Here is a 25621-nt window from a genome sequence, read left to right as displayed (position 1 = left end):
GTTTTAAGTGATTCCAAATGATTATATAGAAAAAACATATGCTGGATTCCTTGGGATGAATGCGGGCATCAGACTTGGCGCACCTGTTGAACCAACTGAATGGACACCTGAAATGATTAAAGATGTGTATGGTGAACTTGATGGGTATGTAAAAGACTATGAAGTTTTTTCTGCAGACGACGATGCAAACGGGCCAGTATTTTTTATGAGGGCATTGCTGGACGATGCCACAGATCGGGAAATGGAAGCCCAGGATGTAGCAAGAGCATGGTTGAATTACTCCAGAGAAGGTATAGGCATGTTCTGGTGGGGTGGAGATGGGATCAGCACAGAGCATACCGCTTACCTTAACCTCATAAAAGGAATGCATGCACCAGAGTCAGGTTCAGCAGAAACAAACGGGATCATTATGGCTGAACAGATTGGCGGTCAGATTTTTATTGATACATGGGGTTGGCTGTTCCCTGATAAGCCTGAAAAAGCAGCTGATTATGCTGAAAAAGCTGCGAGCGTTTCTCACGATAAAAATGGTTTGTACGGAGCAAGGTTTATTGCTGCAGGTATTGCAGCAGCGTACTCAGCGGATACAATTAAAGAAGTAATTGAACGTGCATTGAAAGAAATTCCTTCAAACTCTACATACGCTAAAGTTGTTCATGCAGTGCTTGAGTTTCATCAGCAAAATCCTGATGACTTCTGGGCTTGCCGTCAGTATTTGGAAGATGAATGGGGGTACGATAAATATACTGGTGTGTGTCATATCATCCCAAATGCCGGAGTATGCGTGCTGGCACTTGTATATGGAGAGGGAGATCTGTCGAAAACGATTGAAATTGCCACTGCATGTGGCTGGGATACAGACTGTAATGCTGGAAATGTCGGTTCAATCGTGGGTACGTTCACTGGAATTAGTGGGGTTGAGAAAAAGTATAGAGAGCCAATTAATGATTTCATTGTAACTTCAAGTGTCTCCGGTTACTTAAATATTTTAGATATTCCAACATTCGTTAAGTCGCTCGTTTTATTAGGATATCGTGTCTCAGATCACGCTCCGCCAGAGGAACTGGTAAGGGGCTACAAAGAAGAAGAGGTTTACTTTGATTTTTCACTTCCGGGTGCAACTCATGGCTTTAAAACAGACCTTCCGTTTAAAACTATTCTGAAACCGAATGATAAAATCGGTTATCAATCAGAGGGTTCATTGGAAATTTTCATTGATCGTATGCTTGAAGGTGAAAAGAGCCATGTTTACTATCAGACATTTTACCGTAGAGAATCATTTAATGATGAAAAATATAAACCTGTATTTGCCCCTAAAGCATACAGCGGACAGACTGTTTCAGCGAAATTATACTTAGAGCAGTATCGGGGAAAAGAAATTTATGTCATTCCATATATTCGTAACACATTTACAAAAGAAGTGACAGAACTTGAAACAATTCTTCTTCATAATGAAGAATGGAATACAATTAGTTTTAAAATCCCTGATACATACGGATCTTTTGCAGAGGAAGTCGGAATTGCGATCAAAAGCCCATCTCCAAGAGATAATCGTGCTTTCGGAAAAATCTTCTTAGATGAATTTCATATTCATGGATCAGGAGATTACGAAATAGACTTTGCCAAGCAAACTGTTGAATTTATGAGTGTGACACCGTTTGCTCATCATAGAGGACAATGGGGACTGGAAAATGACAGAATGACTGCCGAAAGTGATACAGATTGTGCTTCCTTCTCAGGACATTACTATATGAGGGATGGTATGATTTCATCTCAGTTAAAACCACTTTCAGGAACACATCACGCACTTATTTTTCATGCGCTTGGAACTCAAAAGTATTACCAGGCCGGGTTTGCAGGTGAAGGAAAAGTTGCTCTTCAAATAAATGATTTTGGCCTTCAAACATTGAAGACTGTTGAATATCACTGGGAGCATGATCGGGAATACCTTTTTGAAGTTGAAATCCGTGGAGCAGTTATCCAATTTTCAATAAACGGTGAAAAAATCCTTGAGCATCAGGATGATCGCTTCGCTCATGGAATGTTTGGCCTGTCAATGGCAAAAGGCGGGAAGTGTGAATATGGCGACGTGCGTGTCAGACCATAATCTTAAAAGAGTGTCTGGGACCATAAAATAACTAAAGTTGTGTTATAATTCACACAATAAATTACTCGTCATGATAGGAGAAATGCCATGACCAGGAAAAAAGTTACGATCAGAGAAATCGCTAAAGAGTCGGGTGTCTCTATAGCAACTGTATCCCGTTATTTGAATAAGGTAAGTTACACAAGTCCAGAAACAGAAAGAAAAATACAAAAAGTGTTAGATCAGTTCAGCTATACCCCTAATGCAGTTGCACGGGGTCTAGCAAAACAAAAGTCAAATACAATTGCTTTTATTACACCAGATATTACGAATCCTTTCTTTCCGGAAATGATCAAATCAATTGAATATATCGCTAAAAGAAATGGATACAGTCTGTTACTGATCAGTACCAATGAAGAGGAACTGAAAAACAAGGATTTCTGGAACAATTTAAAAAGCAGATATATAGACGGCTTTCTGCTTGCTCAATCCGATTTGAGTGAAGAAATAAAAGGCTATCTCGACAAAGTACAAATGCCTTTTATAAGGATTGACCGGGGAGTACAATCCGACAGTAACAATTCTGTCAGCGTAAAAAACTATGAAGGAGCAAGTCTTGCAGTAAGACATCTCATAGAATTGAATTGTAAAAAGATTGCTCATATTAGTGGTCCAAAATCAGTTTTTCCAGCCCGTGGGAGACTTAAAGGTTACCTTGATACAATGAAATTATATGACAGGACACCATTAGTCTATGAAGGGGACTTTACCTTAAAAAGCGGCACAGATATCACTGAAAGGCTGTTATCGGAACACAAAGATGTAGACGGCATCTTCTATGCAAACGATCTGATGGCAATTGGTGCCCTTAAAACATTTAAAAAACACCATGTTCAAATTCCTGAAAATATTGCGATTATCGGGTTTGATGGTATTCAGTTAACCGAAATGGTAAACCCTGAGATCAGTACCATCAAGCAGCCTGTTAAGAAGATTGGAGAAATTGCAGTTGACCAGCTCATCACGAAAATAGAACAACCAGACCTTGCTGGGCACGTTAATGTAGAGCTGGATGTAGAATTAATTGTGAGAGAGTCTAGTGACCGGCAGAATCAAAGAGATAGTTAAAATATAACATGATTAACCTAATCTATATTAAAGTAACCTTCCTTTTGTTTTTGAAAGGAAGGTTTTTTATGTGCTGGTTGGAGGTAGTTTTAGGCAGACTCCGACTGTATTATATAAAAGTTTGATAGTTTTTGGTTTTATAGTGCCGAAACATTACGTATTGGCAAGCATTTCTGCAAAATAGCGTACTTAATGTCGTCATACGTCAAAAACGCTGAATCGCTGCCTGGATATTTCTCTTATACACTACACGTACCCAGGGAATATAAGGCAGACGCGTCTCCATTTTGGAGAAAACAAAGTTGACATTTGAACAGCAATATGAACAGTTTGAACCAATGATTTTTCATATGATGAAAAAGCTTCATATCACTCGTGATCATGATCTCTATTTGCAGGAGGGACGGATAGCGCTGTGGAAAGCATCAGAGAAATTTGATAAGGAAAGTGGAGAGTTTGCCCCGTTCGCATACCAGTATATTCGCGGTGGGATGCTCGATCTTATGAGAAAACAGAACAAACTGCTGGAGCGGGAAACGGTGAAATCTGAAGAATACTGGCAGATGAATATGGATATTACAGAGGACAGACTGTTAGAGATCGATATGCTCGCGCCGTATGCAGAAAAGTTAACAACGCATCAGAGGAAGTGGTTCTGGCATACGTTTATTGATGATATGACTGTAGGGGAGATTGCAGAGCGGTATATGGTGAGTGTGAGTGCGGTGAAGAAGTGGAAGAAGGGGGCGGTGGAGCGGTTGAGGGAGTAGGGTAATATCATAGAAGATGAAGCCACATAAATGAGTATCATTCATTTATGTGGCTTTATTCTACACCCTTTTAATTTGTAAAAAGTATTCTTAAACTGGAAATCTACTGTTATAATACTTTTGTATCGGGTCTTTTGTAACTTGAACCAGATTGAAAAAACTTGCCATTTCAAAAAAGGGTAACAGTTATAACCTAAACCATTTTTAAAGAGAACTATATTTAAATCATTCTATGCTAACTACCAAGGAGACCTCATGCAAAACAAAAAAATCATCAGCTACATGCTGGTTTCATTTTCAGTCTTATTATCTTTAATCTTCTTTAACGAACCAATTCTCAGCTTTACAGGGAACATCGAATTAAGCTTACTTGTCGGAATTGCAGCAATTGCTTCAGGAGTGTCCGGTATTTTGATGAGTATGGCTTCGAGACGGGGAGCTGTGTTTGAAGCGATCCGGGAGTACTATCAGCAGGGAGATACATCTCAAATGATTGCAGCCAGACAAATGATTTATGAGATGGAAGACCGTGCAGATAAATTGGCTTATCTGAGTCATCCTGCCGAATGGTCAAAAGACCAGGTGAAAGCAGCTTCGGAGCTATGCTCGTTTTTTCATTTCTGGGGGATGATGGTGAGAAAGGGGTATCTACCGTTGTGGATATTCAAAAGTGCTTCCGGTCCTTCTATTGTGAGGCTTTTTCATTTACTGCAGCATTATATTGAAGAAAGACGTCGCAAGAACAATCAATATTACGCAGTAGATTTCGAATTTTTAACAAAACAGATCGAAAAAAAGTATCGCTTTTCTTATACATTGGAGAAGAGACGAAAAAGCAGGAGAAAAAAGAAATTTTAACAATTGTAATCGCAACATGTAAAGGGCGTTTGAAGTATCATCAGGTGATACTTCAAACGCCCTTCTTTAAATATTACATCAATCAAGAAACCTTAAACTCCCCAACAATCCCACTCAACTCCTCAGCCATCTGAGAAAGCGCAGCAGAACTTGCAGCAACTTCTTCCATCGATGCACTCTGTTCTTCAGATGCAGCCGCGATTGACTGTGACTCTGCAGAAGAATGTTCGATCATTTCAGTGGTTCTGGCAGTGGATTCGACCATGCTGGCTGTCCGCTGATCAAGGTCTGTAACAGATTTCAGTACATTTCTTGCAGCTTCTGAAATAACTGCAGATGCTTTTTCGATTTCGTTGAAGCTTTCTCCTGTTAAATTCATTGCTTCCATCCCGGCTGAAACGGAGATCTCGCCATCTTTCATATACGTCACTGATTCCTGAATACCCGTTTGGATTTCAAAGATCAGCTCCTGAATCTGAGACGCAGAGCGGCCGGATTGTTCAGCGAGCTTTCTGATCTCATCTGCCACAACAGCGAATCCCTTACCATGTTCGCCGGCGCGTGCAGCTTCAATAGCAGCGTTGAGTGCGAGAAGGTTTGTCTGCTCAGCTACCGCTGTAATGAGCGACACAATATTTCCAATCTCTGCAGATTTACCGCCAAGTTGCTGGATTGCACCTGACGCACGCTGGGATTTTTCCTGAATGTCATTGATTTTTGCTTCTGTATTCATTACACGGTCTTTACCTTCTGAGACCTTAATTGCCGTTGTCTCAGTTGATTCACCTGCTGAAATGAGGTGATCTTTGATGCCGCTGATTCCTTCTGAAATACCATATACAGACTTCTGAGAAGAAGCCGCCTGCTCAGTCTGCGTCTCAGCATTTTCAGAAATCAATTGAATCGAACCTGCGATCTGTTCAGTGGCGCGATTCGTTTCCTCAGCGCTCGCTGTCAGTTCTTCAGAAGATGCGGCGAGCGTATGTGACACCTGCTGAATCCGCTGAATCATCGCGCTCAGGTTTGCCTTCATTTTTATAAGACTCGAACCAAGCTCTCCAATCTCATCTTTCCGGTTCATTTCTTCAAACGATCCGGTTAAATCATTATCACTTAGACGATTCAGTTGATTTTTAACCGCATTAATTGGTTTTGATAAATGATTGGATAGTAAAATAATGATGATTGTACCAACGACTAAAGAAGCAGCAATTGTCCACACAAGCATCCACAGAATACTGTTGGATTCCGCATTAAAATCTTCCATATAAGAACCAGCCGTCACGACCCAGCCCCAGTTTGGATCGAGCTCGTTATACATGATCTTCTCACCGATCCGATCAGGGTCATCCGGGAAGCCCCATGAATATGTAACAAAACCACCGCCGTTTTGCGCGGTTTCAATCTGTTTCTGAACGAAGTAGCTGCCGTCCACATCCTGAACGTCCAGCACATTTTGACCTTCAAGTGAAGGGTGTGCCACTTCATTACCTTCTTCATCTAAAATAACAAAATAACCGTTCTCACCAAGATCAACAGGATTTGTATTCGGTCTCGTACCGTCCTCCTGCATCTCACCAAGCAGATGAACCTTTACCTGCTCCTGTGCCTGCTCAAGCGTCAGATCCCCATCTTCCACCTGCTGCTGATACCCATCAATCATCTGCAGCGCCATCGTCACAGCATTCTTAATCATCGTACGGCCAGAATCATCCAGACTGCTTTTAGCTGAAAGATAACTCATCGACCCGATCACAAGCCCCGGAACAACCAATAAAATAAATGAAATGATTAATAACTTACCCCTAACACTCCTCATCAAAAACTCTCCCTTTTATATAATCTATATCTTATATCGGAATAGGGTATGACTTTTTAACTAGTTAATTGTAATTTTATTTAGATTAGCTAATAAATATTCAACAAGTGATTTTCAAGACAGAATGACTAAATAACCTTGAAGAATACTAAGATATTCAGTTTTTCCGCATAATCACTTCACCGTCCGGAACCTCTTAAAAAATTTGCAAATCCATTCCAAACTCTGTATGATAATCTCAATCAGGAGATGAATACTATGAATAACCAACTCTCAACCAGCAACAGCCAACTACATCATCACAACTAGCCTTTCGCATTTTTTGATCAAAATAGATCATAGCGAAGGGCTATTTATAATGAACCTCATGAGAAAATGTGTAACAACTTTCTCGTGGGGTTCTTTTTATTTTCAAAAAAAGAGGAGGAACAGTCATGAAGAAGATGAAATATCAGAATGTAAAAGGAACACAGGATTATCTAGGGAAGAACGCAGTAATCAGGCGGAATGTTAAGCGAACGATAGAGGAAACGTGTGAATTATATGGCTGCCAGCCTTTTGAGACGCCAATTTTGAATTACACAGAATTGATGGCGAGTAAGTACGCGGGCGGTGCTGAAATTTTAGAGGAAATGTATACGCTCAGTGATCGCGGAGAGCGGGATCTTGCGCTTCGCTATGATCTGACGATTCCGTTCAGCAAAGTGATTGCGACGAACCCAACGCTGCGGATGCCTTTTAAGCGTTATGAAATCGGAAAAGTTTTCAGAGATGGCCCGATCAAAACAGGTCGGAATCGTGAGTTCACACAGGCGGATGTTGATATTACTGGTGTTAAAACTCAGGCAGCGGAAGCAGAGCTGATGATGCTTGCAGTGGATGTATTCCAGAAGCTGGAGCTGGATATTGTGATTCAATACAATAACCGAAAACTGCTTGGCGGTATACTTGAAGGATATGGAGTGCCTGAAGATATGATGGCAACAGTCGTGCTGAGTCTTGATAAGGTGGAGAAAATCGGGGTGGAAGATGTCGTGAAAGAACTGCACGATAAACGGATTCCTGATGATGCAGTCCTGTTAATTGAAAAATTATTGAATAACGTGGATGCTACATCACTCGTGTATTTTCAATCTGATATAACAGAGAAAAATGAACAGACAAGAGAAGGGATTGCCGATCTTGAGGAATTGCAGGGTTATTTATCTGCACTTGGTATAGACGACCGATGTGAATTCAATCCGTTTTTAGCGAGAGGACTTGAGATCTACACGGGAACGATCTACGAAGTGTTTCTGAAAGACAATTCTACATTAAGCTCAAGTATTGGCAGCGGCGGCCGCTATGATGATGCGATTGGCGGATTAATTGGAAGCGATCAGCGCTATCCGACAGTTGGAATTTCTTTTGGCGTTGATGTGATTTGTACAGCGCTTAGTATGATAACTTCGGATGAAGATATGAAGGCGCTGGCTGATGTATATATCATTCCGCTTGGCACTGAAAAAGAAGCGTTGAAGCTTGCAAAAACAATGAGGCAGGATGGATTGAGGGTTGAAGTGGAATATGGAAAGAAGAAGGTAGGTAAGGGGATGGACCGGGCGAATAGGGAAGGAATTAGGTATGTAGTGGTGCTTGGTGATTCGGAAGTGAATGAGAATAAGTATGCTATGAAAGACATGAGGACTGGGAATAATGAAGAATTTCGATATAACTTTTAAAGAATTGTGAAAAGCCATGTTTGGCAGAGGCGGGGGAGAGCTTTCACACTGCCAAAATTGTCCCTGATATGCACGTGTTGTGTCACTTCAACCTCCGCCCCCAATAGTACATGAGCCATTTTAATTCTTTATAACCAAACAAAATTTAAAAATAATCCTTTATACCCTTACAAGTTTGAAACATCCTTCGTACTCTTATGTTGTATAACAGTTTTGTTATTCATAATAAGAATTGGAGGAGGATTTGTATGAATAAGTTTTTAGGTGGGGCTTTATCAGCTGCTTTGGTTTTTGGGCTTGTTCAGGCGCCGGTTGCTGCTGAGGATGATAACCGGGAGGCTGTGAGTGTTGAATTTGAAGACACGAAGAAGCTGGAATGGGTGAAGGATTCGATTGGACGTATGAAGTCTAAAGGTATTTTTGTAGGTTATGAGGATGGTAACTTCAGACCGAATCAGCCAGTTTCGCGTATTCAGTCGATTATTACCGCAGTTAGACTTCTTGAGCTTGAAGAGGAAGCAAAAGCCATGAACCCGGATGACATTGAGCTGCATTTTGATGATGCTGACAAATTGCCTAATGCTGTGAAAGGCTACGTGGCTGTTGCGCTTGAAAATGGACTGTTTGGTACTGATGAAAACCGTGTGGATGCTTACAAGCCTGCATCGCGTCTATGGATTTCGTCTGTTCTTGTGAGAGCGCTTGGGCTTGAAGAAGAAGCACTTGCATCAATGAATGACATTCCTGACTTTAAAGATGTAAACAGAATTCCTGCGGGTTCAATCGGCTATGTGAATGTAGCGGTAGACTACGATATTTTCACAGGTACATTATCAGGAAATTTCCAGCCTGAAAAAAATATCACACGCTCTCAAATGGCAGCTGTTCTCGACCGTACATACGGAGAGCTGCTTGAAGAAAATGGAGCAGTCACAGTTGATGGCCAGGTAGAAAACATTTCGTTTGAAGAAAATGAAGGAACACTTACACTGACAACTGTCGGTGGCGAACAACTTACATTTACAATCGCGAAAGATCTGTTAGTGCAGTATGAAACAAGATTTATGGCAGCAGATCAGATCCGTACAGGTGACTTTATCGAAGTTTATGTTAAAGAGGGTGCAGTTCAGGAAGCATCTGTGTATACAGAATTACCTGACTCAGAGCCTGCTGAAAATGGCATTCAGCAATTGAAAGTTGAAGCTGAAGCTGATGATCATGAATTTGAACTAAAATATCAGTTGAAAAAGGGTAAGGAAAGCGGAAAAGTTGAAATTGAAACGCCAGAGAACGAAGAAGAATTTAAAGATGAAGAAGCTCTATCTTTAATCAATGGCTACATCACTGAATGGGGTGTTACTTCAGAGATCACTGAAGAAGAATTGACAGAAGCCATCACTGCATCACTTGCTTTCACACCTGAAGAACTTGAAGTGCATGTGAAATTTGCAGACGGCAGCAGATTGAAATTTGAGCTTGAAGATGATGAGCAGGATGAGGAAGATGACGATCAGGACGACGATGATGACAATGAAGATGAAGACGATGATGAATAATTAATTCATTATTCATTGTGGGGACGGAGTTAACACTCCGGGGACAGAGTTCGTGTTGGGGACGAAGTTGCCACTCCATTTTTGTGAGCAACTCTGTCCCTTTTTAATTTGGTGACGGAGTTAACACTTGAAGTGTAAACTCCGTCCCCAAATATGTGTAATCACTAAAAACCTGCTGGCCTTTCAGCAGGTTTTTTAGTGGGCGTTCATTTAAATCTGCAGGCAGTGCTCCGATATAAATACTAACATCATAGAATTTATACATGGAGGAATTATTATTGAAACATATCTGTTCATTCTTATTGCTGCTCATTCCGTTTGTATTTATTGGAAGTGAGGTTTCCGGAAAACAGCTTGAAGGGGAATTTTTGATTGAGTTTGAAAGTGAAGATGGAAGACAGCTGATTCGTGAAGCGGGCGGCGAGATCATATCTTACTATGAAAATTTCAATCTGGCAGAAGCAAGGCTTTCTGTTTCAGCTTATGAGTCACTGCGTCAATCTGAACTCATTCACCATATAGAAAGAAATATTGAAATTTCCCTGGACGAACAGTTTGTGGAGTGGGGACCGATGATGATCCAGGCACCTTCACTGTGGGAGTCTGACCTGACAGGGCGTGGAGTTAAAATCGGCATCATTGATTCAGGTATTGCGGCGCATAATGATTTGAGAATTGCAGGCGGCGCGTCTTTTGTGAATTATACGTCTTCCTATCGCGATGATAATGGTCATGGCACTCACGTGGCGGGAATTGCTTCAGCGCTTGATAATCAAATCGGAATCAAAGGAATCGCATCCGGTGCAGACGTTTATGCATTGAAAGCTTTTGACCATACCGGAACAGGTACGCTTTCTAGTATGATTGCTGCGCTGGACTGGGCAGTTAAAAACGAGATAGATATCGTGAATATGAGTCTTGGATCGGAGTATGATTCTTCCGCTGCGAGAAGAGCGATTCAGCAGGCTGAAGCAGAAGGGGTTCTGATGATTGCTTCTTCAGGTAACAATGGACAAAAGTCAGGCCATGAGGTTTCTTATCCTGCCGCTTACCCTGAAACCATTGCTGTGGGTGCCGTGGACCGAAACCGTAACTATGCCAGTTTTTCTTCTATTGGTCCAGCAGTGGATCTGGCAGCACCGGGAACAGACATTGGTAGCACTTATCTGAATGATCGCTATGTCAGAATGAGCGGTACCTCTATGGCAGCACCTTATGTAACAGGTGCCGCAGCTTTATTAATGGAGAGATATCCTGCAGCCGATTCTAAGTGGATAAAAGAACAATTGCTTGAGGCCACTGTTGATCTTGGTTTGAAGGGCCGTGATATATATTACGGAGAGGGGCTTTTACAGCTTCAAGAGCTGACCGGACTCACAGCACCGGATCAGGTGAAGGTCATTGAGGGTCCGGCAGTGATTGAAGGGTTTGTAGGAGAAGCGCAACAAGTAAATGCAACTGCCCTTTTAGAAAATGGAGAGGCACTTGACCTTGCTAAGAGTGATCAGGCAGTCTGGATGTCTTCGAATGAAGAAGTCGCTGAAGTTGATCGTGGAGAGGTTTATTTTAAAGAGGCTGGTATGGCTGAAATCACGGTGACTTATCAGGGTAAAACTCACAGTTTTTCATTGACAGTATTACCTGTGTTGAGTGTTGAGGGTCCATTAAGCGGGACGATTGGGGAGAATCTGGTGCCTCAGATAATGGTGAAGACTGCAATTAATGAATCCAGAGTATTGGCTTCGGATGAAGGAAAATGGGTTTTGAGTGATGATCAGAGTCTGGTGATAAATCGGGATGGAAGTATCTCATTGATACGAGCGGGAGCGTATGACCTTACCATAACGTTCATGGGAAGCGAGATTACTGTTCCGATCTTGATTAAAGGTGAGCTGAGAGCGGCTTCTCTTATTCAGGGGAAGCCGGGAGATACTTTTCTGCCTGACATTCGCTATTATATTTCAAATGATCAATTTGAAAATGTAAGGCTGGATGAGGTGAGTGCGGAAATGCAGGATCCTGCTATTGCCACAATCCAAGATGGAGTGATTCAATTCCAGCAGTCAGGCAGCACAGTCCTGGAATTGACTTATAAGGGCATAAACGTATCTATTCCAATCATCGTGGATGAGGTTAGAGCTGAACAGCCAGTTGCTGATATCCTTACGTCTGACTTCAAAGACGTCTCTAGTGATTACTGGGCGAGTGAGCAGATCATGTCTTTAGTGAATGAAGGAATCATCAAAGGATACAGTGACAGCACTTTTCGTCCTGAACAATCAATTAAGAGGAGTCACGTGGCACTGCTGTTGTCACGAGTAATCGATTTGCCTGTGATTCAGAAGTCAGCAGCCTATCAGGACGTGCCGGAGTCTTACCTTTATTATGATGAAATTATGAGTATGCAGCAGGCAGGTGTTTTTGCTAAAACACCTGATTTCAAGCCGGAAGCAGCGCTTACCAGAGCGCAAATGGCGAAGATTCTTGTTCTAAGCTTTGGACTGGAAGGGCAAACTGATCCGGGATTTGAAGATATTCCTTCAGATCACTGGGCAGCAGAATACATAAAGATCCTTTATCATAATGGCGTGACGACAGGGTCGAATGGACAGTTCAGACCGAACGATCCGGTTACTAGAGCGCAGTATGCGGTGTTTTTGGGGAGGGTTTTGAGGTAATGCAAATTTGGGGACGGAGTTGACACTCTAGTTTGAGTGTGAACTCCGTCCTTAGTTTTTAGAGTGAAGACTCCGGATTGTCCCGGGTCTTCAGATATCATAATGAATGGAGTGTTTTCTGATGAAGATTTATGATCAGCTAGTGGAAGTAATGTCTGGACGGGTGAATGATTTTGTGTCACGGGCTGAGGTGCAGCATCAGTTGTTTATGAAGTTTGGAACGAACCCTGAGAGTGTGATTTTGTCGGATTATTGTTATAACCGTTTCAATAAAGGAATTCGTTTTGATAAACATTTGTTTATTTATATTAATAAGAGTACATATAAGTTTGTTGGAGAACACCATAGGTACACCGGATTGATTTTTCACAGGGCAAAGAGTACGGTTGAAGAGAAAATTGTTGGTGAGTGGAAAAATGGCGAGAAGGTGATGTATGAGGAAAGTGCAAATCACCAGCTTGGAAACATCAGCAGGGAGCAGATTGAGAAATTATTTGAAGAATATCAGGAGATTTTGAGAAATGAAATGAGTCTTTTCAATTGCCGTGCAACTGAGTTGAGACACCTGATTGGCAGGATTGGGGAGTTTTACTGCGCACTGCACACAGGAGGAAACCTTGCGAGAGAAGTCAATCAGCATGGGTTTGATGTAGAAAGCGGCGGTCGCCGGATCAGTGTGAAAGCAACTGCTCAGAACGAAGGATTCGTTACCATTAATACGCGTACATTCGGTGATTTTGATGATTTCTTTGTGGTGCAATACATAAATGATGATTTCAAGATTTTGTACTATGGTCCAAAAGAAGAGATTCTTTCAGTTGCGCGTGTGTATGAAGGGAAGTATGAAGTGGATTTGAAGAAGTTAGAGAAGATTGGAGTAGCTAACTGAAAACCCGGGACAAAAATATATGTTCAATTAAATCATCCAGGAGGCCCAAATGAATAAAATTTGCCCAAAGTGCAATGGAAATCTAATTGAAACTGTTATTGAAGATTTACATATTGAAAATGAACAAACTACAGTCCAGACTGACGAAGTCCTCAAATGTGAAAACTGCGACTACAGCATTATGAATGGCAGTTTCCCAATGGTGATTGCTGTGCGTGATGAGAACACGCTGCTTGTACAGGTTTCTCAGACGCATGCTCAAATTCTTGATATCAGAGATAAAGTAGTTTTCCCTGCGATGTATGCGGATGCGATTTTATCAAAAGGTTATTGGGAGGAACCTGAGCGAAATTATAATGTGGAAACGCTGCTTGCTGAGGCGCGACCGGCCGGTTTTTCAGAGGAAAAGCCCAATATTTTTAAATTTGCAACTGGTGAACTGACGCAGGATGCTTTTTTAAAATGGCTGTTAAGCTGGGCGCACCCTGACTTTCAATATACGGAGCCAACATTGCATGCAGCAGGGAAAGACTTGTTAGGTGAGCTTTTTAATTTACATGGTGTGCCGCTGCCATATGTTCATGATCTGAGAATTGAACTGCAGCATAAGAAAATCGATTTACTGATTAAAGTTAATGATCAGTATGTCATTCTCATAGAGGATAAAACTTTTACCTCTAATCATTCGGACCAGCTTGTTAAATATATGACATATGCCAGCGAAGCTTTTTCGGATTATACGATCCTGCCGGTGTATTTCAAAATTGCTGACCAAAGTCATTATAAATCAGTGACGGCGGCTGGTTTCAAACCATTTAGAAGAACGAGGCTACTTAATTTTCTGCACAGACATCAGCAGGTTGGTCACCCATTATTTGAGGATTATGCTTCCTATATAAATGAAATTGAAGATAAGGTGCAGGCGTACCGGACAACATCTCCTGCAACGTGGAGCGGTGAGGCATGGCAGGGCTTTTATCAAGAGCTTCAGCAACACATGTCAGGTAACTGGGGTTATGTTCCAAATGCCAGGGGTGGTTTCTGGGGATTCTGGTGGGGCGTTGAAGGATCGGATCATTACTATTTGCTTGAACAGGACAAGCTCAGAGCAAAGATGAATACAAAATCTTACCCGGATATTAATCCGGAAGAATATGCGGTGAAACTGGTTAAAAATGAATTGCCTATCACGCTCAAAAAGCCGAATACCATTCGAAAAGGCAAAGATATTACTCTTGCGGGGAATGAACGATATTTGGAATTTGATGATCAGGGGATGGTGGATGTGAAAAGGACGGCTGAGGTGCTGTCAGCGATGAAGTGATTTGAGTGGTTAAAACATGTCTTTGAAAATAGCTAATATTTACAAGTTTGGTGAAACTATTGAAAAGTAATGTGGTTGTAATATAATTGTATAATAGTTATTTTTGGGGACGGAGTTTACACTCTATTTTCAGGGGACAGAGTTCATACTCTATTTGGAGTGTAAACTCCGTCCCCAAACAAACCGAAGACCCGGGACAGTCCCGGGTCTTCACTCATAATACATAAGGAGGCAACAATATGAAAAAACTATTTGTTTCAACGGTGACTGCCGGTTTGCTTTTGGCAACGCCTTTATCGGCTGATGCTGCGTTTGATGATGTCAGCATGTACGCAGATGAGATTGATTATCTGACTGGTGAAGGAATCATCAAGGGGTATGATGACGGTACGTTTCGCCCCGGTAATGCGCTGAACAGGCTGCAGGCGGTTCAGATGATTTTGCGTGAGATGGGGATAACGAATATTGAAGAGAATGAGGTGCTTAATCCAGGTTTTACGGATCTGCGCCCTGGTGATTATGGTTACAAGGAAGTGGCAAAAGCAGTTGAACTTGGCTTTATCGGAGGCAAAACAGCTGAAAATGGGTCGCGCTTTTTTGATGCATATGGCACACTGACGCGTGCGCAAATGGCAAAGATTATGGCTGAGGGTTATGATCTTTCTTCGGATAAGGATTATTCATTTAGCGATGTGGCTAGTGGTCACTGGGCGAGTGAGCATATCAGCAGAATAGCGAATGCAGGGGTAACGACTGGATACCAGGATGGTTCCTTCAAGCCTGAAAATAAGCTTCAGCGCCAGCACTTTGCGTTGTTTATGGCACGCCTTTTAAATGAATCGTTCCGCGATAACGGCGGTTCCGGTCAGACTGGTGAGCTCGGTGAAATGGATGTGACGTTCCTTGACGTTGGTCAGGGCGATGCGATTTTGATTGAACATACAAATGGTGAAGTAACGCTAGTGGATGCGGGCCGTTATGGTTCTGTAATGGAAGCGGCTCTGCAGGCTGAAGGTGTGAAGCGGATTGATACGCTTATTATTACGCACCCGGATGCAGACCATATTGGTGGAGCTGCCGATGTGATTCGCAATTATGATGTAAAAGAGGCCTTTGACAGCGGTCAGGTTCATACGACACAGGTGTTTGAAGATTACTTAGATGCGATTGAAGACACGGGCGTTTTTTACAGGGATGTAAGAGTTGGCGATGAACTTTCAGATGATGAACGGACGGATCTGGCTGCGATTGCGGTTGATCCTGAAGCAAGTGATATGAATGACGGATCTATTGTGCTGAAGCTGACTCATGGTGACATGGACTTTATGCTGACTGGTGATGCTGGAATTGATGTAGAAGAAGAACTGTTGGTGGATGGAATGGACCTTGAATCTGAAGTCCTGAAAGTGTCACACCATGGCTCAAATACAGGTACATCTGCAGAATTTTTAGCAGCAGTTGATCCTGACTATGCTGTGCTTTCATTTGGCGATAACCCTTATGGACACCCGCATGATGAAGTGGTGCAGCGCCTGGCGCAGTATCCGGTTAACATCTACGCGACAGAAGATGGTTCGGTTATTTTCACAAGTAATGGTGATGTACTGACTGTTGAAGAAGGTGGAGAGTTTACTGTTCCGGAGCCGACACCAGAGCCAGAACCTGAGCCAACTCCAGAACCGGAACCAGTGCCTGGCGATGATGGTGACCTGTCAGATGACCTTCGTATTACTGGTAAAAATCTTGAAACAGAAGTTGTAACAATCGAGAATCAGGGGTCATCTGATATCAGCATGAGCGGCTGGACGCTTGTGAGTGTTGAAGGGAATCAGACATACACATTCCCGGACGACTACGTGCTCGCAGCCGGTGCAAGCGTGCAAATCGTTTCAGGAAATGGCGCGACTGCAGGAGCTGACCGTCTGCTTTGGACAGGTGCATATATTTGGAACAATGATGGCGATGCAGCGCAGCTGATTGATCCAGATGGAAATGTTGTGCATGAGCTCGACTGATTTTCTTATTGGGGACGGAGTTCACACTCCACTAACCGGGGACAGAGTTGGCAATGAATATAGAGTGTTAACTCCGTCCCCAAAATCCTAGGAGGGTTTTCATGCGAAAAGGCTTGTACACGATAGATTCCATTGAAAACGGCCTGGTCAGACTGCTTTGGCAGGAAGATGAAACGGTTGAAGAATATATTGCTGAAAGTAACTTCAGTCATGATGTTTCTGAAGGACTCCTCATTGATGTGAAAGAAACGACTGAACAAAATTTCGTCAGCGAACCGAAGCACGATTTGACCGAAGCCAGGCGGGTTGCGATGAAAGAGAGAATGAAAAGATTGAAGAATAGGGACTAAGATGAAGGCAGTTTGGGATGGACCCAAACTGCCTTTTTTCCGGTGATGGAACCGCCTCTTAATATGGAGTATGAATTACGACCCAAATTTTTCTTGCTTCAGTTCTGAATTATGCTATGATAAATTCACCTCGTTTAGTCTTCTGCAAAAACCTTCATACTTCGTATCCACTTTCATTGTTACAACCGATCTCTTTATGAAAACATATTTAATTGGAGGGATTTATCTGCCTGAAAAACCACTATTATTAAAATGTACATTCATTTTTATGTGCACATTCATGATCCCCTGGCCATTGCAGCCAGCCATTACCGAGTCCAATAAACTGTATGAAAACCTCGTTTGCTCCTCTGACATTTACTCTGAATCTACTACTTTTACAGACATCAACAATCACTGGGCTGAAAACTACATCAACTCCCTAGCGGAATCAAAGATTGTTACCGGCAAGCCGAATGGCACTTTTGCCCCCGAAGACAAAATCACCCGCGCACAATTTACCGCTATAACCTCAAGATTACTAAACCTCAAACCCGTCTACACAAACTACTTTCAAGACGTTAACGGAAACCTTCAATATGAAATCAGCGCAGCTTATGAAGCAGGTATTATTAGAGGGATTAATCCCGAAATATTCGCCCCACACCGCGCGATCACCCGCGAACAAATGGCTGTTATCCTGTATCGCACCTACAACATCATTCACCTCACTGATTACGAGACTTTCATTACAGCTTCCTACAAAGATCACCGCCAGATCCATTTCAAAAAAGAAGTTAATGCCATCTATGAGCTTGGAATCATGACAGGTACAGCTGAAGGATCATTCAGGCCGAAACAGACCGCTACGCGTGCGCAGGCGGCGAAGGTGGTTTGGGGGTTGGGGTGCGATGGTGGGGACGGAGGTTAATGTGTGATCTGGTGAGCACAGTGGGGACAGAGGTTGTAGTGTCATCAAGTGTACACACCGGAGACTGAGTTTAAATAAAAAATTGCAGTATTAACTCCGTTCTCATGTGCTTGAAAAAATGAATAACCGGAACAGAATAAACTCTGTTCCGGTTCAATTCGTTCTATTTTCCGGCAAAACTGCCTGCAAACCATTCGCTGTTTCTTCTGTTTCCATCAACATTTGGACTGACTGAATATTTTTCTTTATCAGATTGCACTGTTTCACGGGCGATTTGTTTTATGCGTTCTTCGGGCGTGATCCGCTGTTCTTTTTTGAACAAAAGCTGCTCTTTTGTCAGGACAATAAGTTCATATTCCCAGCCTTTTAAAGTCCCTGAGTTGAATGTTCCAATCATGTGGCACAATTCCTGTCGTGGAAGATTATGAGCGTATTTTAAAGATAGTTTCCAACTTACCTTTTGTAATGTTTCATCTATATGGAGTTCAATATAACTGCAATATTTTCTTTGTTTTATTAACGTTCTATCTGCTTTTTTCATACGTAAATTTAAAACGTAATCAGACTCTTTGATCGTATAAAATGCATTTTTTCTGGTAGGAAAGCGGAACTGGTTTCTCTCATTAGAAAGAATTTCATCAAAATTTATAGTAATGCCTATAAAATCCGGGAACTTTCTTTTAATAGCGACCATTCTACCACTCTCCTTTATAGATAATATGACCTTTAATAACTAAAAAGTCAAATAATTCCGAAATAATATTTGGGGACAGAGTTGACGCTTTAGGGACAGTGTTGAACTGAAAAATCAGAGTGTTAACTCCGTCCCCAAGTTAAAACCCCCTCTTTAGTGGTAAACATACAAAAGTAGGAAAAAAGACTGCGCAAAAAAAGGGGGCAATATGTATAAAATACTTTTAAGCTCATTGGCTTTATTTATTTTAGTAGCCACAGCAAATTATGATCAAGCAAGCGCACAGACTTTTTCTGATGTTTCTCCAGAGTTCTGGGCTGCGGAGGAGATCGATTATTTGAGTGAACGCAGTATTATTAATGGATATGAGGATGGTTCGTTTCGCCCTAATCAGTTTTTATCGGAGTATCAGGCTGCATTAATGTTTGCACGTGCATTGGAGATTGATCAATGGAGAATAGATGATATTCAAACTGGCACGCATTATTCTCATTCGCAGCTCTCCCGTTATAAAATGGCTCAAGCTTTGACCAGGGCATTTGAGTTGGAAGGGGAATACTTTGGTGAGATTAAAGATATCAATGAAGAGCAATCATTATTTGTAGCTCCTTTAGCAGCTAAAGGGGTTACTACAATTGATGCAAAAAATAAGTTATTTAAACCGGAGAATGGCGTGACGCGTGCTCAGCTTTCAGTTTTTATGGCAAGAGTATTTGAAGAAGACTACAGAAAGGCTTTTCCGACAGCGGGAATTTTTGTGCCGGAAGTTGAATTTTTTATGACGGGAGAGGAAGTAACTGAGCAGTTGGGGGACATTGAGTTATTAAATGAAGCCGAAAATTTTAACGAGAAGAACCTTACTTTTTTATATGAAAATGATGTATTTGAACAGCCTGTTGAAATGACAATCTTATTTGAGAAAAACAACCTCGTTTCAATAGTGATAGAAAATCAGTCAGACCAGCCTTTTAAAGAAAGCTGGCAGCAGGACACGGTTGAATGGATGGAAACGTTCTTCAATCAGTCAGCAGTTGTTGATAGTGGTGGTGCAACAATCAAATCAGGAGATATCACTTATCAGGTGAGTGATGAACGTGTGCAGATGAGCATTGATTATTTAGCTGAAGAAATTCCAAACAAGGATTCTAAATATATCAGAGGTGGGGAGGATTGGAACGTATTTTCAGAGTATGTATATGGGCCAAATCCGCCGCCAGCATATGAAAAGGCGTTTGGAGAGTCCGTTCAATACCGGGAACATGTTTTTCATGTTTATCTTGATTCTGAAAAAGTAGAGTTTCTTGCTCAATACGGAGATTATTACAACTCAGAGCTATTTCCAAATATTGAAGAAGAAATTGTGATTTATTTTTATGATTCCAGTGTAGCAGCGGCTGCAGAGGAAGGATATCACGCCTATTACAGAGCAGGCTCCGTATATTATGGCGAAGACTTAGCGAGAGTTGATGACACATCAGAGTTTAGTGACAACTGGAGAGAAATTTCCCTTATAGACCTGGAAGCTGAAGATTATTTGGAGTTTGACCAGATTGCAGGTGGCGACGGAACATGGAATTATTTTACCAGAGGGTATATTCCACACTTTACAAATGAAGAAAAGCTGGCAAAACAGACCCTGCATGAATTAAATAAATACGAACAATACCAGGAACGTGAAGACATTGAGATCTTTTACTACCTGACCATAGCAGACAGATTTGCTGAAAATCCTTTTGCTTACTATAGGGATGGGAAGTTGTTTACGCGGTGGTGAGGTTAGAATTCGAATTTTGGGGGACGGAGTTAACACTCCGCTATTCGGGGACAGAGTTAATGGAGTATTAACTCCGTCCCTAAACACCAGGTCACCAGACTCCTTCTAGAAAAATAAAGGAATTCTATTTCGCAGTTAGAAATATATAAATATATCCATACTGAAAGGAGCACGAATCAATGACAAACCATTTAGCAAAAGAAAATTTCATCTACGCAATGGATCAGGCGAATGAACCGGCAATGAAGGTGAAATCTGGTGATCAGATTGTAGTAGATACATACGATTGTTTTGAGAATCAGATAGAGTCAGAGGATACGGCTTTTGATTCAATTGACTGGAGTAAGGTGAATCCTGCGACTGGCCCGATTTTTGTAGAAGGCGCGCAAAAGGGTGATATTTTAAAGGTTCGGATTGATGATATTGAGATTGGTGATCGTGGTGTTATGGTGACGGGCCCCGGATTAGGTGTGATGGGGCATCGGATGGAGAATTTCGAGGTAAAAATGATTCCGGTTCGCGATGGAAAAGCGATTTTTGATGATAAGTTAAGCATTCCATTGAACCCAATGATTGGGGTAATCGGTGTTGCGCCTGAAGAAGACAGCATTTCATGCGGAACGCCTGGTGCGCATGGGGGGAATATGGATACGAAAGAGGTTACAACTGGCGCAACATTGTACTTCCCGGTGTTTCATGAGGGAGGATTGCTGTCACTCGGCGATCTCCATGCAGCAATGGGAGACGGCGAGGTGAGCGTATCCGGCATCGAAATTCCGGCTACTGTTAAAATTACAGTGAAAGTTGTAAAAAAACAAAGTATTACTTACCCATTTTTAGAGAACGAAGCAGGCCTGACAGCGCTTGTATCAAAAGAAACCCTCGACGAAGCGGCAGACACAGCAGTTGAGCTAATGATCGACCTTATCAGACCGCAGACAGGGCTTTCTTTATCGGAAATGACCATGCTGATGAGTGCAGCGGGCCAGGTTCAGGTAGGACAAATCGTGGATCCGCTGAAAACAGCGAAGTTTCATGTGCCGATGTATGTGCTGGAGGCTTATGGCGTTGAGGTTTGGGGACGGAGTTAATACACCAAAAAATGGGGACGGAGTTGGCACTGCACATAGAGTGTCAACTCCGTCCCCAAATAACTATATTCCGAACCAATAACTTGATCGATCTACTAACCCTAGATTAGGTGCATAATAGGTTGATGATGTATAAGGACTTGATAGAGAATAGTCCGGGTGATAAGTAGCCACAACAACATTTTTATAGTTTACATCATTGATCGTCATCTCTTCTCTGATATAGAAAGATGTGTAGGAAAAATCATAATCGCTGTGAATACTTGTGCCGTCTTCATTTAGTGGATAAGGGAAAGCTAAATTTATATTGCTTTCGTTGAGGTTTTCCAGAGAATCTGTACTACTCATGAATAAACCGTCTGCTGTTTCTAAATATTTTCTATATTCGGTACTAGTTTCACCAAAACTATCTGATGCCTCTTGAATATTTGTAGTAACTACTTCCCAAAGCTGTGAACCATCTTCTGCATATCCTAAAAATTTGTGCTCCTCCTGGTAAGCTTCGTCGTTAAATTCAAAGTCCTCTGGATCAGGCATATAACTCACATACTCCATCACATCGCCTTCCACAAAACGATCATCAAGCATTCGCGCCATAAATAACGCAAAGTGCCCACGTTTAATCTGCTGATCAGGCCTAAACGTCCGGTCTTCATAGCCGGTCGAAATACCGTGTGAAGCCAGCGTATCTACATAATCTTTTGCCCAATGATCATGACTGATATCTGTAAAAAAGTAATTCCATTCCTCTTCAAGGACATAAGCATTCGTTAAGATCTTTGCCATTTGTGAACGGGTCAGCGGGGCATATGGATCAAAATACTGCTCACCAGTCTCTGGATCCGTTTTTCCCGAAATAATGCCAAGCTCAACCGCTGCAAAAATCTCATCATAACCGTAATCACCAGCGTTAACATCGCTAAATTCAGTGCTACTCTCACCATCAGGCTCCACCTGAAGACCGCGCAAGATCATCTGCACAGCCTGCAATCTCGTCACCTGATTGTCAGGCTTGAACTCACCATTGTCATACCCTTTGATGATATCCAGCTCTGTTAAATAATTGATCTCGTCACCATACATTGTCACGTCACTAAACGAAGCATCCGCCGCTAATGGGAACGTACTCAAACCGAGTGCCACCGCAGCTCCTGTTATGTACTTTTTCATGATAAAACCTCCTGGAATTTGTTGTTACTGAGTATAGACGAGTTTGAAGGGAGATAGGATTCAAACTTTGGGGAGGGAGTTGCCACTCCATTTGAAGTGTCAACTCCGTCCCCAACTACACTGTTAGAGCGCACTCAAAAGAGCTATAACCATCAGTATCCAAAGAATAACCGCCCAAAATGAGCGCAATTTCTTCTTTTTCTGATTTTCCTGATGCGTTTTCAGTTCAATTTCATCGATTTTTAGTCTTTTTAAAGGAGATTGATTTTTCCATTTTTCATAGAGTTCTTCAGCATCGTGAGGCCAGTTAAACGGTGCTTTGTAGTCAACGAGATCACTTCCATCGCGTACGTATTTCTCTCTCTTTTTTACACTCCAAAATTTTGTATGGCCGATAAAATGCATGATTTCATCTGTATAAGTTACCGGAATACCCTGGTCAGCAAAAAACTGCAGCCATTCATTTGTAGCAGGATTGTGATGGTCACTGATCAGCATTTCAACCACATCATCATCGCTCACAATATACAAAGCCGGCGCAGTGACAGGTGTGTAATAATGAGTGTCCAATGTACCTGTATGACGGTGGATATTCAGCCTCAAAATATACGAAGTGACCACAACGCGCTTAACATCATTGAGATCAACATCATGCATCCGTGGTTTTTCATCTAATCTGTAAGACACCCCAGTCAGTCTGCCATCCTTAATCTCATAGCGCGACAGATACTTTTCCTTCATAAAACTTTGCCTTGAAGCCTTAGCCATATACCAGGCAATCCAAAGTAGAAAAGGCGTCATCCACGCCACCGTCAAAATCCACCACGAAGGCATTGTAAATAGCAGATAAACTGGAAAAAGGCCTGCAGCTAAAACAAATAATCCAAAACCAATAAAAAACAACTGATAAAAAATCCTGTAAAACATATCTGTATTCGTTTCCTGATAAATCATCGTTTCACCTCAAGTAGATATACGGACAGTTTTAAGAAAGGTTTCAGGGCACAAGAGAGACTGAGCTGTGCCCTGTCTAAGAATTGATAAGAGTGTATCATAAATATAGGGACAAAAATGGATTATTATGTAATATGAGAAATTAGTAGTGTGCAGCTTTGGGGACGGAGTTAACACTCCAAATATAAGGGACAGAGTTCTGACTCCAAGTGGAGTACAAACTCCGTCCCCGAATGAAACTTCTTCCACTCCCCCACGTCTAATTCCAAAAGGAGGTAAAAAAATGACTAAATTACATATTTTATCAGGCGTGTTATTAATGCTACTTTTAGCCGGATGTTCTACTATTAACGCGGAAGAAGCTGACTGGGAGCCATCGGAGGTTGAGGAAGTGAATACGTTTGAGGGTGTGAGCATGAAAATGAAAGAAGGGTCTGTTTCCTCAAAGGGGGCGACTGTGGTGATCAAAAACGATTCCGATAGAGAGGTGATGTATGGAAACGCTTATATACTCGAGAAAAAGGTAAATGGTGAGTGGTTTGAAGTTCCAATCACTGTTGAAGGGGAATATGGTTTTACCGCAATTGGATACACCATTGCCCCAGGCTCATCCGCAGAAAAAGAAATGGAATGGGATTGGCTGTACGGCGAGCTTAATAAAGGTGAATACCGGATCCTGAAAGGAATCAACTACTCTGTGTCAGAGAACTCTAAAAAGCGGAATTATCTTGCTGTGGAGTTTACTATAAAATAGAACATTTACAGTTTGATAAAAGGGGAAATCATTGTGAAATCGCATGTCATTTCAGGAATACTTACGTTTATACTGCTTTTGACAGGCTGCTCTTCGTCTGGTGCAGAAGAAACTGATTGGGAGCCAACAGATGCTGAAGAGGTAAATAATTTTACAGGTGTCAGCATGAGTGTGATCGAAGAGTCAGTTTCAAAAACAGGTGTGACTGTGCTGATTGAAAACGATTCTGACAAGAAGGTGCTTTACGGCGCATCCTATGTGCTGGAAAAGAAAATCAATGATGACTGGTATCAGGTCCCGATCACGCTGGAAGAGAACTACGGATTTGAGGATGTAGGATATACAGTGCTACCTGATGCTGCTGATGAGTGGAAAACATCATGGTCGGGCATATACGATACTCTTGAAAGTGGAGAATACCGCATTGTAAAGGATGTCATAGATTTTAGGAGTTCAGGGGATTATGACAAATATGACCTCGCCGCTGAATTTGAGATCAATGAATGAAAAATGACGCAGGCCCATGTCTCCTGCGTCATTTTTTCAGCTGAGTTGCATCGTTGTAATGCAGGTTGGATCTCCTTCAAACGTTGAGATCTCAGCTTCTGTACTCATTCCATCTTGTTCAATTACTACACTATATGTTTCATCACGTGGCAGCCACAGGTCAATAAAGCCATTTTTAAAAGTGGTCATACTCTCGTCGATGATCACATTGCCTTCTGAATCTTCAATATAAACGTCAAACGTTTCTTCCACCATTTCGCCCTGGCATCCAGTCAGACTGTGAAACGTGCACGAGTGGGTCTGGTTAACAAAAGGTGCGATCGATACAAAGAAATCCTCACCCGACACATCATGTATTTTCTCACTGCCATCCTCTTCAGTAATGGTTAGCGTCTCACCTGTAATAGAAGCCTGCTCAGCACTCACCTCACGTGTACTGAAATCATTCACCAATTCTTTAATATTAATAGAGTCATTGCTATCAGATGCAGCTTCCTCGCTGCCTTCATTGCCGCAAGCGACCAATAAAATCGAAGCAAATAATATTGCTAAAAGTGATTTGAATTTCATGAA

At 41.9% G+C, this 25621-nt stretch carries 21 protein-coding genes; 16 read left to right on the top strand and 5 right to left on the bottom strand.

The window, feature by feature from the left end; translation table 11 throughout:
• Positions 1–7: 7 nt before the first annotated feature.
• From JOD21_RS02515 to JOD21_RS02500, 4 genes are all read left to right on the top strand, one after another.
• Positions 8–2107 (top strand): ADP-ribosylglycohydrolase family protein, encoded by a 2100-nt coding sequence (locus JOD21_RS02515; RefSeq protein ID WP_204728090.1) that lies wholly within the window; start codon positions 8–10, stop codon positions 2105–2107.
• 87 nt (positions 2108–2194) lie between these two features.
• Positions 2195–3214, top strand: coding sequence for a LacI family DNA-binding transcriptional regulator (locus tag JOD21_RS02510; RefSeq protein ID WP_204728089.1), 1020 nt, complete (start codon positions 2195–2197; stop codon positions 3212–3214).
• Positions 3215–3516: 302 nt separating this feature from the next.
• On the top strand, positions 3517–3984 hold the full coding sequence (locus tag JOD21_RS02505) for a sigma-70 family RNA polymerase sigma factor (protein WP_204728088.1): 468 nt from the start codon (positions 3517–3519) through the stop codon (positions 3982–3984).
• A 255-nt stretch (positions 3985–4239) separates the two neighbouring features.
• Positions 4240–4842: a DUF4760 domain-containing protein gene (locus JOD21_RS02500; protein WP_204728087.1), complete on the top strand. Its 603-nt coding sequence runs from the start codon at positions 4240–4242 to the stop codon at positions 4840–4842.
• Between the two features lie 82 nt (positions 4843–4924).
• Here JOD21_RS02500 and JOD21_RS02495 read toward each other — a convergent pair whose 3' ends face one another.
• Positions 4925–6661 carry a methyl-accepting chemotaxis protein gene (locus JOD21_RS02495; protein ID WP_204728086.1) on the bottom strand — a complete coding sequence of 579 codons (1737 nt, stop codon included), beginning with the start codon at positions 6659–6661 and terminating at the stop codon, positions 4925–4927.
• Between the two features lie 434 nt (positions 6662–7095).
• Here JOD21_RS02495 and JOD21_RS02490 point away from each other — a divergent pair, with 434 nt between their 5' ends.
• From JOD21_RS02490 to JOD21_RS02455, 8 genes are all read left to right on the top strand, one after another.
• Positions 7096–8382, top strand: coding sequence for a histidine--tRNA ligase (locus JOD21_RS02490; RefSeq protein WP_275579558.1), 1287 nt, complete (start codon positions 7096–7098; stop codon positions 8380–8382).
• Between the two features lie 248 nt (positions 8383–8630).
• Positions 8631–9938, top strand: a complete 1308-nt coding sequence (locus JOD21_RS02485; protein ID WP_204728085.1) for an S-layer homology domain-containing protein — start codon at positions 8631–8633, stop codon at positions 9936–9938.
• A 278-nt stretch (positions 9939–10216) separates the two neighbouring features.
• Positions 10217–12616, top strand: coding sequence for a S8 family serine peptidase (locus JOD21_RS02480; protein ID WP_204728084.1), 2400 nt, complete (start codon positions 10217–10219; stop codon positions 12614–12616).
• A 121-nt stretch (positions 12617–12737) separates the two neighbouring features.
• Positions 12738–13505, top strand: a complete 768-nt coding sequence (locus JOD21_RS02475; RefSeq protein ID WP_204728083.1) for a DUF7225 domain-containing protein — start codon at positions 12738–12740, stop codon at positions 13503–13505.
• Positions 13506–13554: 49 nt separating this feature from the next.
• Entirely contained in the window at positions 13555–14829 is a 1275-nt protein-coding gene (locus JOD21_RS02470) for a PD-(D/E)XK nuclease family protein (RefSeq protein WP_204728082.1), read from the top strand.
• 239 nt (positions 14830–15068) lie between these two features.
• Positions 15069–16844 (top strand): S-layer homology domain-containing protein, encoded by a 1776-nt coding sequence (locus tag JOD21_RS02465; protein WP_204728081.1) that lies wholly within the window; start codon positions 15069–15071, stop codon positions 16842–16844.
• 101 nt (positions 16845–16945) lie between these two features.
• Positions 16946–17194: a DUF3006 family protein gene (locus JOD21_RS02460; protein WP_204728080.1), complete on the top strand. Its 249-nt coding sequence runs from the start codon at positions 16946–16948 to the stop codon at positions 17192–17194.
• Positions 17195–17390: 196 nt separating this feature from the next.
• A complete protein-coding gene (locus tag JOD21_RS02455) occupies positions 17391–18104 on the top strand; it encodes an S-layer homology domain-containing protein (RefSeq protein WP_204728079.1) in 714 nt (237 codons plus the stop codon).
• Between the two features lie 163 nt (positions 18105–18267).
• Here the strand turns inward: JOD21_RS02455 and JOD21_RS02450 are convergent, their stop codons facing one another.
• Positions 18268–18798, bottom strand: a complete 531-nt coding sequence (locus JOD21_RS02450) for a hypothetical protein (protein WP_204728078.1) — start codon at positions 18796–18798, stop codon at positions 18268–18270.
• A gap of 208 nt (positions 18799–19006) precedes the next feature.
• On the opposite strand from JOD21_RS02450, the gene JOD21_RS02445 reads away from it, so the two are divergent.
• On the top strand, positions 19007–20572 hold the full coding sequence (locus JOD21_RS02445) for an S-layer homology domain-containing protein (RefSeq protein WP_204728077.1): 1566 nt from the start codon (positions 19007–19009) through the stop codon (positions 20570–20572).
• Positions 20573–20751: 179 nt separating this feature from the next.
• Positions 20752–21663 carry an acetamidase/formamidase family protein gene (locus tag JOD21_RS02440; protein ID WP_204728076.1) on the top strand — a complete coding sequence of 304 codons (912 nt, stop codon included), beginning with the start codon at positions 20752–20754 and terminating at the stop codon, positions 21661–21663.
• A gap of 63 nt (positions 21664–21726) precedes the next feature.
• On the opposite strand, the gene JOD21_RS02435 is transcribed toward JOD21_RS02440, so the two are convergent.
• Both JOD21_RS02435 and JOD21_RS02430 read right to left on the bottom strand, forming a co-directional pair.
• Positions 21727–22833, bottom strand: coding sequence for an S-layer homology domain-containing protein (locus tag JOD21_RS02435; RefSeq protein WP_204728075.1), 1107 nt, complete (start codon positions 22831–22833; stop codon positions 21727–21729).
• Between the two features lie 123 nt (positions 22834–22956).
• Entirely contained in the window at positions 22957–23787 is an 831-nt protein-coding gene (locus tag JOD21_RS02430; RefSeq protein ID WP_204728074.1) for a hypothetical protein, read from the bottom strand.
• Between the two features lie 283 nt (positions 23788–24070).
• Between JOD21_RS02430 and JOD21_RS02425 the strand changes: the two genes are divergently transcribed.
• Complete coding sequence (locus JOD21_RS02425) at positions 24071–24541, top strand: immunoglobulin-like domain-containing protein (protein WP_204728073.1); 471 nt, start codon at positions 24071–24073, stop codon at positions 24539–24541.
• Between the two features lie 33 nt (positions 24542–24574).
• Positions 24575–25048 carry an immunoglobulin-like domain-containing protein gene (locus JOD21_RS02420; protein ID WP_204728072.1) on the top strand — a complete coding sequence of 158 codons (474 nt, stop codon included), beginning with the start codon at positions 24575–24577 and terminating at the stop codon, positions 25046–25048.
• Between the two features lie 36 nt (positions 25049–25084).
• On the opposite strand, the gene JOD21_RS02415 is transcribed toward JOD21_RS02420, so the two are convergent.
• On the bottom strand, positions 25085–25618 hold the full coding sequence (locus JOD21_RS02415) for a CueP family metal-binding protein (protein WP_204728071.1): 534 nt from the start codon (positions 25616–25618) through the stop codon (positions 25085–25087).
• Positions 25619–25621 lie beyond the last annotated feature (3 nt).

It is taken from the genome of Jeotgalibacillus terrae (assembly GCF_016908195.1).
In the GTDB taxonomy this organism is placed as follows: domain Bacteria; phylum Bacillota; class Bacilli; order Bacillales; family Jeotgalibacillaceae; genus Jeotgalibacillus; species Jeotgalibacillus terrae.
Note: the sequence above shows the minus strand (reverse complement) of the source record. Positions and strands in the feature narration are given on the sequence as shown.

Excerpts from the sequence above, each read along its gene's own strand:
- JOD21_RS02510 (WP_204728089.1), top strand. The coding sequence starts at position 2,195 with ATGACCAGGAAAAAAGTTACGATCAGAGAAATCGCTAAAGAGTCGGGT.
- JOD21_RS02500 (WP_204728087.1), top strand. The coding sequence starts at position 4,240 with ATGCAAAACAAAAAAATCATCAGCTACATGCTGGTTTCATTTTCAGTC.
- JOD21_RS02495 (WP_204728086.1), bottom strand. The coding sequence starts at position 6,661 with ATGAGGAGTGTTAGGGGTAAGTTATTAATCATTTCATTTATTTTATTG.
- JOD21_RS02490 (WP_275579558.1), top strand. The coding sequence starts at position 7,096 with ATGAAGAAGATGAAATATCAGAATGTAAAAGGAACACAGGATTATCTA.
- JOD21_RS02485 (WP_204728085.1), top strand. The coding sequence starts at position 8,631 with ATGAATAAGTTTTTAGGTGGGGCTTTATCAGCTGCTTTGGTTTTTGGG.
- JOD21_RS02475 (WP_204728083.1), top strand. The coding sequence starts at position 12,738 with ATGAAGATTTATGATCAGCTAGTGGAAGTAATGTCTGGACGGGTGAAT.
- JOD21_RS02470 (WP_204728082.1), top strand. The coding sequence starts at position 13,555 with ATGAATAAAATTTGCCCAAAGTGCAATGGAAATCTAATTGAAACTGTT.
- JOD21_RS02465 (WP_204728081.1), top strand. The coding sequence starts at position 15,069 with ATGAAAAAACTATTTGTTTCAACGGTGACTGCCGGTTTGCTTTTGGCA.
- JOD21_RS02460 (WP_204728080.1), top strand. The coding sequence starts at position 16,946 with ATGCGAAAAGGCTTGTACACGATAGATTCCATTGAAAACGGCCTGGTC.
- JOD21_RS02455 (WP_204728079.1), top strand. The coding sequence starts at position 17,391 with ATGAAAACATATTTAATTGGAGGGATTTATCTGCCTGAAAAACCACTA.
- JOD21_RS02450 (WP_204728078.1), bottom strand. The coding sequence starts at position 18,798 with ATGGTCGCTATTAAAAGAAAGTTCCCGGATTTTATAGGCATTACTATA.
- JOD21_RS02445 (WP_204728077.1), top strand. The coding sequence starts at position 19,007 with ATGTATAAAATACTTTTAAGCTCATTGGCTTTATTTATTTTAGTAGCC.
- JOD21_RS02440 (WP_204728076.1), top strand. The coding sequence starts at position 20,752 with ATGACAAACCATTTAGCAAAAGAAAATTTCATCTACGCAATGGATCAG.
- JOD21_RS02435 (WP_204728075.1), bottom strand. The coding sequence starts at position 22,833 with ATGAAAAAGTACATAACAGGAGCTGCGGTGGCACTCGGTTTGAGTACG.
- JOD21_RS02430 (WP_204728074.1), bottom strand. The coding sequence starts at position 23,787 with ATGATTTATCAGGAAACGAATACAGATATGTTTTACAGGATTTTTTAT.
- JOD21_RS02425 (WP_204728073.1), top strand. The coding sequence starts at position 24,071 with ATGACTAAATTACATATTTTATCAGGCGTGTTATTAATGCTACTTTTA.
- JOD21_RS02415 (WP_204728071.1), bottom strand. The coding sequence starts at position 25,618 with ATGAAATTCAAATCACTTTTAGCAATATTATTTGCTTCGATTTTATTG.